Genomic DNA, 11,440 nt, shown 5'->3' with positions numbered 1-11,440 from the left:
GATAAAATGTAAGGCATTGAGGCTGAAGGGAGCGTACTGAAGTACGTGAACAAAGCTGAAGCTCGAAAATAATGTAGCACTTTGCTTTTAACCCAAATGGGTCATTAGACCGTAAAAGCGTTACTGGTAACGGAAAAGATTAGGACCTCTCCTTTTTCATTTTCTTATTGGCATCTTATCTCTCGTTGGTTCTAGTCTTGGTCTACTACACCAAAGGCAAACGGTAAACAAATTCCTCCACAATCAAATAAAATCTGGTCAGGATTTAATGACCGATTTGAGATTATTGAGATCATCAACGATATGCTCAAGAAATCAGCTCACACTTTTCTAAACCTATCTGCGTGAAACAATGAATTTTCGGTCTAAAACTAGATCGAAAGAATTGTTGTGAACTATAATCTGAGTAAAAGTGAGAGGAGCTTAAACCGAATTTGGGTTAATATCTAGATTTAGCTCGAATTCTATGCCCAACTGAGTGCATAGGGCTTCATTCAATTTAGCGTTTGAGGTAACTATTGATTATCGTAGCTGCTTCTTTTCTCAGTTCAATCTGTCTATTGTATGTTGTGAGGAGTCCAGCTTCAGTACATTCTGGTGTTTCTCCATTTACTTCCTTAAGAAATACAAGTCCAGAGAACCTTTTGTAGAGGTTGGTTTCATAGAAGTTTTGATCTGAATGGTGGAGTCCGACGAAGCGTGTTTGAACAATTTGATTGAGTTCTTTGTCGGTGTTGAGATAGGATGAAGTGAGTGCAACTTTGCTGAGTTGGTGCTCAAAACTATAATTAGGAGCAGGTGTAGCAATTCTACTTTTGAATTCTCCTCTATGGAGAGCACCTATCGTCCCTGTATTAAAGATAAAGGATACGGGGTGGTAAATGAATTTCTGTTGTCTCGATAAATAATAGCCCATAGGAAAATCACACATATTGGGGTAGTCACTTCCCTTTGAGACGTGATTTGAGTGCGCAAATACAATTGGATAGGAACTCTTACAGAGAGCTGCTGCCCACAATACATTCTCTGCCATAACCGAATCGCGATAGGCAAATTTATTATAGATTGACGGCAATTGACAATACAATTCGAGGGAACGCTCCATTATTGCGATTTGCAGTGCAGAAAACGACTGGTCAAAGGTCGCTCGATTATCTCTTAAGAAGTGAAGTGCTTGTTTTCCTTGTTGACTTAATAAAGCTCGTAGAAAAGGAAAGATTGAGGTTCGCGTACGCCAGTCTGGAAGAGAAATGATGAAGTCTGCTATATCAAGAAGTCCGTTTTCATTGGGCGTGTTCCAGGCGCTAATATCTGCACCGACAACCTCTATCCTCGATTCAAGAGAACGGCTCTTGTTGATTTGTTTTATGCTGTCTATAAGAACTTGGTATGTAGGGATTACAAGTTGGGACAACTTGTAATTATCCGAATGAATGTAGTAATTGAGGTCTAAACACTTTTCAATGGGATACTCCAGCAAAATCAATCTAGATTTTCCTTGGTGAATCAAGTTTAAGATATTGTTATAAACTGCCGACTTCAGTGCAGAATTTCCGTGTACACACTCTCCAAAAGCTACAATCGCAGGAGGAGGTGGCAACTGTTGAGAAGGAATCAAACCATTAGGAGCATCATATAGTTGAGGCATAGTGACAGCAGGTAAAGTTGGTACCTCAGTGTTAGCAATCGAAACCCCATCAATCAATACGTCCATTGGTCGCAGCAATACTCGTGCAGCCTTATCTTTCAAACCTTCACCATATAGACACAAGTCGAGCATTGGAGCATCGCTGACATCAATTTCGCAAGTTATTTTATTCATCGTTGTGTCAATGTTCCAGTGCGTCTCAGCGGTTCTCTGTATCGTTTCATCGGACGCAACACAAGAAAGTTTGATGTGTAATTTTGAGACATTGATACCTGATGCATAGACCACCATTTGCGCTTTTCGGGAATCCTGCTTAGGGAGCAGAATGCGCTGACGAATACGAAATCGAAGTGTGCTATAGAGATTATTGGGCTGATTAAGTATTGCAAGCAATTTCTCTCCATTCTTTGTCGCTTGAAAGGCCTTATTTTGGAATTCAAGCTGAGGATCTGTTTGCCATTCTTTCCCTATATTGTTTTCAGAAAAGAAAGAGAAACTATAATGGTCTTTGTATGAATCAGCTTGTATATCGATAGGGTTAACCCCCAACAATGTACAGACAATCGCTAATATTCTGAAGAGTTTATGGTGTACAATCATATTTGTATAATCCTAATTTGGGATAAGCAAGGCTTGTTTTTTGCCTTAAAATAGTTTCAACAAAAGCTCAAAAAGAGGATTATTTTTCGTGTATTTATTGTTGATAACCAAACAGATAACGATAAGACTATCCTCTATGAAACTTATCAGCAAAGTTACGGGAAGTTATATGCCGATAAAGGTTATATTTCACAATCACTTTTTGCCTCCCTCTTCGATAGGGGAGTTCACATCGTCACGGAAATACGCACTAATATGAAGAACCGCTTAATGGATGTGCACGACAAAATCATGCTCCGTAAAAGAAGCATTATCGAGACCATTAACGATATGCTCAAGAACGTGGCACAGATTGTTCATACCCGCCACAGAAGTATCTCAAACTTTATTGTTAATCTTTTGGCAGGGATGGCGGCTTATGCTTTCTACGATACAAGACCCTCTATCAATATGGAGTTTGAGATGGAGGGAGAAGCAGAAGTGAAGCAGCTCACACTTTTCTAAACCTACTTGCGTGAAACAATGAATCTTCTACCTACAACAAGGTCGAAAGAATCGTTGTGGACTATAAGCTGAGTAAAAAAGAGGTGACCTTAAACCGAATTGGGGGTTCTGAGGTAGATTTTTCTATCTCTGAGCTTTTTCAACTATCATGGTTGATGGACGAATATCGGCCGGAAAAGCACTACCGCCCCAGCCAGCGCTCCGGGTTGAGCTTGGTCGTCTCGTGGCGCAACTGGAAGTGGAGGGTACAGTGGCCGGAAGCATCGCGAGCCACGGTGCCGAGGATTTGGCGCGTGCTCACCTGCTGACCGCGGCGCACAGAGACACCGGAGAGGTTGCAATAGACAGAGATGTAGGAACCGTGGCGCACGATGATGTTGCTCATACCGCCCATGGGGAAGATGGCCGTGACCTCGCCATCGAAGATGCAGCGCGCTTGCGCACCGGCGGGGGCGGTGAGGTTGATGCCCTTGTTGTCGAGACGCACCCCATTGAGGCCATCGACATTGTAGGCGCCGAAGTGGCAGGAGATGGTATAGCTGCCGGTGATGGGCACCGGCAGGCGGCCTTGGTTGGCGGCAAAGTTGGCCGACAGGCGGCGGTCGGTATTGTCGGGGGCGTTGAAGCGCGGAGCGGCAGGAGGTGTGGGACGGGCTGCTTCACGCTTCGGTTCGGGCGTGGCGGTGCTGTGCTCGCGCGCGGACTTCTTGCTGCCGCGGGCCGACTCCTGACGAGTGCGTTCCTGCTCCGCCTTGCGAGCCGCTTGTTCGGCCGCGCGGGCACGCTCCGCCTCTTGGCGACGCTGCTCCTCCTTGCGGCGGCGCTCCTCTTCGGCCTTGCGACGACGTTCGGCGGCCAAAATCTCCGCCTGAATGAGTTGGTCGATTTTGGCATTGAGTGCGTTGTACTGCTGCTGTTGGTGGGCAATGGTGGTTTGGAGTTCCCGCTGCCGTTGGTTGAGCTGGTTGACCACGCCTTGCTGTTCCTTTTGGCGGGTCTGAAGTTGGGTCTGCTGCACCTTGCCCTGTTCCAACAGCACGTGTTTGGAGGAGCGTGCCGAGGCCAGTTCGTTGCGCTTGTTGCGCACGGCCTGTTCCTTTTCTTGGAGGAGCGTCCCGAGCGCACGCTGGTAACGCGTGTAGGCACGGATGTAGCGCAGGCGCTTGTACATTTGTCGGAAAGTGGGTGCGGCAAAGACAAACATGAGTTTGTTGTGCACAAGGCGGTTCTTGTGCATGTAGAGGATGCCGCGGGCATAGTTGCGCTGACAGACGCGGAGTTCCTCTTCGAGAGCGGTCAGTTCCTGCTCCTTCCGGCCGATGCTGTGGGTGAGGGTGTCGACCTCCTGCTGTATACCGGCCACGACGCGCTGCTGGTCGGAGATTTGTCCGTTGAGCAGTTGTAGGTTGGCCAGTTGAGATTGGACATTCTTGCGCGTTGTGGAAAGTTCAGACTTTGAAGCCTCGATTTGCTTCTTGAGATGCGCCTGCTCCGTCTGCAGTTTGCGGATGCCGGCCGTCGATGGAGCGCTTCCCGCAGCCGGTTTGCCCTTGTTCTGTTTCCCTTTACGAGAAGAGGAAGCCGACGTTTTGCGCGGTTTATCCACCTCTGTTTTACGCGTACTTTGTGCCGTTCGCGTTTTCTTTTGGGGCTGACGCGACTGCCCTACGAGCGTACTCGAGGAACAAAAAAGCAGGAGAAGAAGGGAGAGCAATAGGCGCATGAGAAAGGAGTTTATTGGAGAGCTTTGCGGAGCAGTTTGCCCAACGTTGCAGTATCGATGGGAGTATAGCCTTCGGGAATAGTGGTGTGGGCGTTCCAGTTGTAATTGATTTTCACTTTAGAAAGAGTGAGATCAAGATCGACTTCTTTGTCGAAGATGTTGAGGTCGACATGAGTGTTCTGCGGAATCTTGTGCCCTTCGATGGTTTTGATTTTACTGCGTTTAATGCGCATTTCGAGAGGGAAAATCAGTCCGACGGTGGTACTCACTTCTTCTCTACTGCGGTTGCGGTCGTTCCAAAAGAAAGTTTGGAAATCAGTGAAGGTCAGTGGTCGGGCGTCGGGGAGAAGTCCTACAAAGGCAGCATAGGTATTGGCAGCGTAGCGCTTATGAAGGCGATCAATCACAAAGAGGCTGTCGGGGGTAAAGATAATCCTTGCACCTTCGATGCCGAATTTGGTCAGGGAAAGTTGGATGACGTGGTCGCGGCGCATGCGGAGGATGCCCCCCACGCTTTGGCCGGCCTCGTCGATACCCACTTTGGCCGAAAGTTTAGCCGTGATGCTGAGTGGTTCGTCGGGACGATAGGCATCGCCGGTACCACGCATTATGCCGCAACTAACGAGCAGAAGCGGGAGGAGAAGGAGGAAAAGAAGTTTTTTCATAATTCGTTTCTAAAAAGGATACTAAATGCGTTTGTTCTTAATTTTTCGCCGCAAAGTGCGGAGGAGTTTGGCATCGGTGGCGAGATCCTGCGCCGTGCGCCAGAGTTCGATGGCTTCGCGGCGCTTTCGGAGGCGGAAGTAGATGTCGCCGGCATGGTCGTAGAGGTTGGCGTCTTCCGGCGCGGGAGCACCGGCTTCCTCAATTTTGTCGAGCACCTTGTCGATGTAACGCTTCGCTTCGGGATAGCGGCGTTGCCGATAGAGCACCCAGGCATGAGTGTCGAGATAGGTGGGATTGTCCGGCTCAATGCCAATGGCTTTGGCACTCATCGCAGCCGCCTTGGTGAGTTGGGTGCGAGAGAGCGAAAGATAGTAGGCAAAATTGTTGAGGCAATTCACATTCTCCGGATTGTAGACCAGGGCGCTGTCGAGCGCGGTGAAAGCCTCGTGGTGGCGTCCCTGCTGGTAGAGCACATCGCCCAGCGCGGCATAGAGTTCGGAGGCGATTTCGGCATCATTTGCCGGCGTGAGTTGTTGTGTTCCTTGGCGAAACCAGGCGATGGCTTCAAGGGGCTGTTCCTGGGAAATCAGGGCAATGCCACCGTAGTAGTAGAACACCACTTGATGCGGATGCAGGGCGATGCCGTCTCGGCAGAGCTGCGCCGCCTCGGCGATGTTGCGGTGGAGGAGGGCAAAGCGGAGCACCTGCAAGCGCGCTTGCTCCTGCTCAGGGTCGGCCTCAAGCACGGCGCGGAACGCCGCTTCGAGCGAGTCGTTGGGCACTCCTGCACTTTGAGCGTAAGCAATGGTCAGTTCGCCCAAGTCCGGACTGTCCTGCGGGGTGGAGAGGGCTTCGCGGAAATGCTGAAACAAGCGTTTCTTGTCGAAACGTCCTTGCAGCGCCTCGTTGGCGAAGGTTTGGAGCGTTTTGATCTTGTCGGCCGTGGAGATGGTGGTGTCGCACATCAATCGCGAGAAGTGCTGATGGAGCGTATCGACACCCATTTTGTAGTCATACTGCAAGAGGGCGAGGCGGGCTTGTGCGTTGCCGGGGTTGGTGGTCAGCACATCACCGTAGACCGCGAGAGCCGGTTCGTCATAGCCGTTTTTGAGATAGAGATCGCCGAGCATGACGCGAAACGAAAGATCGTCGGGATGCTCCTCGCAGAGTTGGATGATGGACTGATAGGCGCGCGTCTTGTCGCCCATGGCATCGTAGAGGTTGAAGCGTTGCAGCCCCATTTCGATGCTGTTGCCCTCAAGGATTGTGAGGCGGTCGAGGGCAGCCAGAGCTGCCGGAAAATTGTTGGCCGCGGCATGGAGATTGACCAAAAGATTGAGGTCGGCAGGTTGCGGGTTTTGAGCCGTGATTTCCTCGTAGATGTGGGCAGCGCGGGCATACTTCTTCTGCGCAATCCAGCGCAACGCCAGCGACTTGCGGATGAAAGGATTTTCAGGCTCGAGCTGATAGGCTTTGAGAAGCATGGCATCGCCTTTGGCCACAAGGTCGCTATCCTGCGGCAGATCGAGCTGCAAGAGCAACTGGCTTTGCTCATAGAGCGCCTCAGAAGCGTTGGGATTGATGGTCAGGGCGTGGTTGAGCAGTTCAAACGCGGCATCTTCATTTCCTTTCAGTTTTTGACGGAGGGCTTCCAAATAGAATTTGTCGAAAGTGCGCCGCTGTTCGACCGTGAGCAGCGCACGAGCGCGGAAAGTGCCGGCCTCCACCACCGGCGGTCGGAAGTTGCGCGCATAGTCGCGGCAGCCGACGAACGTGAGGGAGGCCCACAGCACGCTCAACAGCGCAAGGAGCGAAACAATAGGATTGTGCTTCATCTTTATGGTCTATTTCACTCCGGAATGTCCAAACCCGCCTTCGCCTCTCTGTGTCGGGGCGAGTTCCTCCACAAGCGACCACTGCACCTGCTCGTGGCGCGCCACAACAAGCTGGGCGATGCGCTCGCCATCGTTGACCACGAAAGGCTCATGGCTCAGATTGACCAAGATCACACTGATTTCGCCACGATAGTCGGCATCAATCGTCCCCGGGCTGTTGAGCAACGTCAAGCCGTGGCGGGCTGCCAATCCCGAACGCGGCCGCACCTGGGCCTCGCAGCCTTCGGGCAACGCGATGCGCAGTCCTGTGGGAATGAGGGCACGTTCGAGGGGAGCGAGCGTGACCGGTTGCTCCAAGTTGGCGCGCAAATCTAAGCCGGCACTCAGCGGGGTGGCGTATTCCGGAAGCGGATGGTGAGAGTGATTGACAATGGAAATCTTCATAAGCAGGCAGTGTCGGATAATCGGATAAACAGGAGAAATGGAATAAAAGGCTCGTCTGAACCCTTATGGAAAGGCAAAATTACAGAAAAATGTGCAGATTGTCAGCGATTTCGCCCTTGTTTTTCCTTAAAACGATTATTTTTGCAGTATGAACTGGTCACAACTTATTTCCTCTGTCCGCCTCGGCAAAGAGCGAAACGCAAAACTCGCCACCGAGCAGCGCACCGAATTTCAACGCGACTTCGATCGCCTCATCTTCTCCTCCCCTTTCCGACGTATGCAAAACAAGACGCAGGTGTTCCCGCTTCCAGGCAGCATCTTCGTCCACAACCGCCTCACCCACTCGCTGGAAGTGTCGAGTGTGGGGCGTTCGCTGGGTGCCGATGTCGGACGGGAGCTGATGACGCGCCATCCCGACCTTCCCCCTACGTTTGCCGAAAGCATTAGCGCCATTGTCAGCGCCGCCTGTTTGGCACACGATATGGGCAACCCCCCTTTCGGCCATTCGGGCGAAGCCGCCATCCGCTCTTTTTTTAAGGAAGGAAAAGGCCTCCGCTTAGAAGAAGACCTCCCCCAAGCCGTTTGGGAAGACATCACCCGATTTGACGGCAACGCCAACACCTTCCGCCTGCTCACCCACCAGTTCAACGGTCGCCGGAGGGGTGGATTTGTGATGACCTATTCCACTTTGGCCGCGGTGGTCAAATACCCCTACTCCTCCCATTCGGCTACAACCAAACCCAAATTCGGCTTTTTCGACAGCGAGCGGGATAAATTCGCCCAAATCTTTGATGAACTCGGAGTGAAACGCCTTTCGCAGGAAGGCGAGCCACTGCGCTACGCCCGGCATCCCTTAGTTTATCTCGTGGAAGCCGCCGACGACATCTGCTACGAAATCATGGACATCGAGGATGCCCACAAACTGCGCATCCTCACCGACGAACAAACCATACAACTCTTCCTCAACTTTTTCGCTCCCGAGGAACAGAAAGCATTACAAGAAGCCTATCCCGAAAATACGGACATCGGCGACCAAATCGTCTACTTCCGTTCCTGCGTCATCAATGCGCTGGAGCGGGCTTGCGTTCAAGTGTTCGTGGAGCATGAGCAGGACATTCTCAACGGCACCTTCGAAGGCACACTCATCCGCCGCCTGCCCGAACGTCTCAACCAAGCCTACCGCGCCTGCGAAGCCGTGGCCAAAAGCCGCATTTACTCGTCGAAGGAAGTGGCCGACATCGAACTCTCGGGTTACCACATCATCTACACCCTCCTCGACTTGATGACCGAGGCCGTTCAGTCGCCCGAGAAGCAGTACTCGCGGCTTCTCCTCCGCCAAGTGTCTTCGCAATACGAACTCAACTCCTCCGAACTCTCCACCCGCATCATGGCCGTGCTCGACTACCTTTCGGGCATGACCGACGTCTATGCGCTTGATCTCTATCGCAAAATCAACGGACAGCAACTCCCCATGGTGTAAAGCCGCTCCATCGTTGCATAACATCGCCACGCCTCAAAACGGCATCTATTTTTTCAGCCTTTCGGACGGCCTATTTTTCTTTTTCTTCGTAACTTTGCGCGCAGATTTCAAAACCCACTTTCAATACCCTTTTTCTTATGAGCAGACTGAGATTTAAAGTCGTGGAAGAGGCTTTCAAAAAGCGCCCCATCCCAGCCGCAACGCCCAACGAACGCCCCTCCCGCTACTATGCCAAGTACGTGTTCAACCACGAGAAGATGCGCAAGTATCTCCCTCTCGAAGCCTATCAGCGCTATTGCGCAACCCTCGATAGTGGCACTCCGCTTGATCTCCCGACTGCCGACCTCATCGCCCAAGGTATGAAGCAGTGGGCCATTGAGATGGGTGCCACTCATTGTACACACTGGTTTCAGCCGCTCACCGAAGGTACTGCCGAGAAGCACGATGCTTTCGTGGAGCACGACGGCAAAGGCGGTATGATCGAAGAACTTTCGGGCAAACTCCTCGTACAGCAAGAACCCGATGCGTCCTCCTTCCCCAACGGCGGCATCCGCTCCACTTTCGAGGCGCGCGGCTACTCTGCCTGGGATCCGGCAAGCCCCGTCTTTCTCATCGGCGACACCCTGATGATTCCCACCGTTTTCATCTCCTACACCGGTGAAGCGCTCGACTATAAAGCCCCGCTCAAAAAATCGCTCGCTGCCGTCAATAAAGCCGCTCTTGAGGTGTGCCAATACTTCTACGACGATGTGCGGAAGGTACAAACCAACCTCGGTTGGGAACAAGAATACTTCCTCGTCGACGAAGGACTCTATGCCGCACGCCCCGACCTACTCCTCACCGGCCGCACCCTGATGGGCCACGACAGTGCCAAAAATCAGCAGATGGACGACCACTATTTCGGCGCCATTCCCGAACGCGTGGCGGAGTTTATGAAGGACCTCGAAATCCAAGCCCTCGAACTGGGCATCCCTTGCAAAACCCGCCACAACGAGGTCGCACCCAACCAGTTCGAACTTGCTCCGATTTATGAGGAGTGCAACCTCGCTGTCGACCACAATATGCTCTTGGTTTCGCTCATGCGCAACGTGGCGCGCAAACACGGTTTCCGCTGCCTCCTCCACGAAAAGCCCTTTGCCGGCATCAACGGCAGCGGTAAGCACAACAACTGGTCGCTCACCACCGACACGGGCATCATTCTCCACGCCCCCGGTAAGACTCCTGAGGAAAACCTCCGCTTCCTCACCTTCGTGGTCGAAACCCTTATGGCGGTCTATCGCCACAACGGACTCTTCAAAGCCTCCATCGTGAGCGCCACCAACGAGCACCGCCTCGGCGGCAACGAAGCCCCGCCCGCCATCATTTCTTCCTTCTTGGGCAAACAACTGAGCGAATTTCTCGACAAAGTCGAACATTCCACCGCCGATGAGCGCTTCTATCTCGCCGGCAAACAAGGGATGCGCCTCGACATTCCCGAAATTCCGGAAATTATGGTCGACAACACCGACCGCAACCGCACCTCACCCTTCGCTTTCACCGGCAATCGCTTTGAGTTCCGTGCCATCGGCTCTTCTGCCAACTGTGCCAGCGCGATGATTGTGCTCAACACCGCCGTGGCCGAAGCCCTCACCGACTTCAAGCGCCGTGTCGATGCCCTCATCCGGAGCGGTCGCGACAAGATGAGTGCGTTGCTCGAAATCCTTCGCGACGACATCCGCACCAGCCGCCCCGTCCACTTCGACGGCAACGGCTACAGCGCAGAATGGCGCGCCGAAGCCGAGCGCCGCGGCCTCGACTGCGAAACCAGTTGCCCCATTATCTTCGACCGCTATCTCGACCCCGAAAGCATTCGGATGTTTGAGCAGATGAACGTCATGCGCAGCGATGAACTTCGTGCGCGCAACGAAATCAAGTGGGAAACTTATTTCAAAAAGGTGCAAATCGAAAGTCGTGTGCTGGGCGACCTCTGCATGAACCACATCATTCCCGTCGCCACACGCTACCAGACCGTCCTGCTCGACAACGTGAGCAAAATCCAAGCCGCCTTCCCTGCCGAACAAGCCGCACGCCTTTCGGCCTACAATATCACGCTCATTGAGAAAATCAACAAGCACACCGACTTCATCGTCAATGCGGTGGAAGATATGGTCGAAACTCGAAAAACCGTCAATAAAATGGAAGACATCCGCGAACTGGCCATTGCTTACCACGACCGCGTGGCTCCCTTCCTCACCTCCATTCGCAAACACATCGACAAACTCGAACTCATCGTGGAGGACGAAATGTGGACGCTCCCCAAATATCGCGAACTCCTCTTCATTCGATAATCTGCACTTTTCCCGACTGCAAAGAGGATTTCCGCATTGAAGAGGGCGTCAAAACCATTCTCCCCAACGCACAACCATCTTCTATACAGCACAACCGCTATCAAAGAGAACAAACTCAATGATAGCGGTTGTTTTTGTCTGTTGAGTAGGAAAGCAGTGGCATTCCTCAATCCCGCCTTCTGCATCCCCACGAAAAGGGGAAACGGAAGGAAG

The 11,440-nt window shown here is 52.1% G+C and carries 8 protein-coding genes; 3 read left to right on the top strand and 5 right to left on the bottom strand.

The features are described 5' to 3' along the window. Positions 1–499 precede the first annotated feature (499 nt). Positions 500–2,248 (bottom strand): erythromycin esterase family protein, encoded by a 1,749-nt coding sequence (locus tag H8527_RS07450; RefSeq protein ID WP_187546987.1) that lies wholly within the window; start codon positions 2,246–2,248, stop codon positions 500–502. Positions 2,249–2,326: 78 nt separating this feature from the next. On the opposite strand from H8527_RS07450, the gene H8527_RS07445 reads away from it, so the two are divergent. After that, entirely contained in the window at positions 2,327–2,752 is a 426-nt protein-coding gene (locus tag H8527_RS07445; RefSeq protein ID WP_370539236.1) for a transposase, read from the top strand. Positions 2,753–2,933: 181 nt separating this feature from the next. On the opposite strand, the gene H8527_RS07440 is transcribed toward H8527_RS07445, so the two are convergent. The 4 genes from H8527_RS07440 to dut form a co-directional block, all read right to left on the bottom strand. After that, positions 2,934–4,358, bottom strand: a complete 1,425-nt coding sequence (locus H8527_RS07440; protein WP_222935133.1) for a M23 family metallopeptidase — start codon at positions 4,356–4,358, stop codon at positions 2,934–2,936. 128 nt (positions 4,359–4,486) lie between these two features. After that, positions 4,487–5,140 (bottom strand): DUF4292 domain-containing protein, encoded by a 654-nt coding sequence (locus tag H8527_RS07435; RefSeq protein WP_187546983.1) that lies wholly within the window; start codon positions 5,138–5,140, stop codon positions 4,487–4,489. A 21-nt stretch (positions 5,141–5,161) separates the two neighbouring features. After that, positions 5,162–6,976 carry a tetratricopeptide repeat protein gene (locus H8527_RS07430; protein ID WP_187546982.1) on the bottom strand — a complete coding sequence of 605 codons (1,815 nt, stop codon included), beginning with the start codon at positions 6,974–6,976 and terminating at the stop codon, positions 5,162–5,164. Between the two features lie 9 nt (positions 6,977–6,985). Beyond that, the gene (gene dut, locus H8527_RS07425; RefSeq protein WP_187546980.1) at positions 6,986–7,420 is read right to left on the bottom strand and encodes a dUTP diphosphatase; all 435 of its coding nucleotides are present in this window, start codon (positions 7,418–7,420) and stop codon (positions 6,986–6,988) included. A gap of 148 nt (positions 7,421–7,568) precedes the next feature. Between dut and dgt the strand changes: the two genes are divergently transcribed. Together dgt and H8527_RS07415 are read left to right on the top strand one after the other, a co-directional pair. Further along, complete coding sequence (gene dgt, locus H8527_RS07420; protein WP_187546979.1) at positions 7,569–8,900, top strand: dGTP triphosphohydrolase; 1,332 nt, start codon at positions 7,569–7,571, stop codon at positions 8,898–8,900. A 137-nt stretch (positions 8,901–9,037) separates the two neighbouring features. Then, the gene (locus tag H8527_RS07415) at positions 9,038–11,227 is read left to right on the top strand and encodes a glutamine synthetase III (protein ID WP_187546977.1); all 2,190 of its coding nucleotides are present in this window, start codon (positions 9,038–9,040) and stop codon (positions 11,225–11,227) included. The last annotated feature ends 213 nt before the right edge of the window (positions 11,228–11,440 follow it).

Origin of the sequence: Alloprevotella sp. Lung230, assembly GCF_014385435.1 — a bacterium.
GTDB lineage: Bacteria > Bacteroidota > Bacteroidia > Bacteroidales > Bacteroidaceae > Alloprevotella.
Note: the sequence above shows the minus strand (reverse complement) of the source record. Positions and strands in the feature narration are given on the sequence as shown.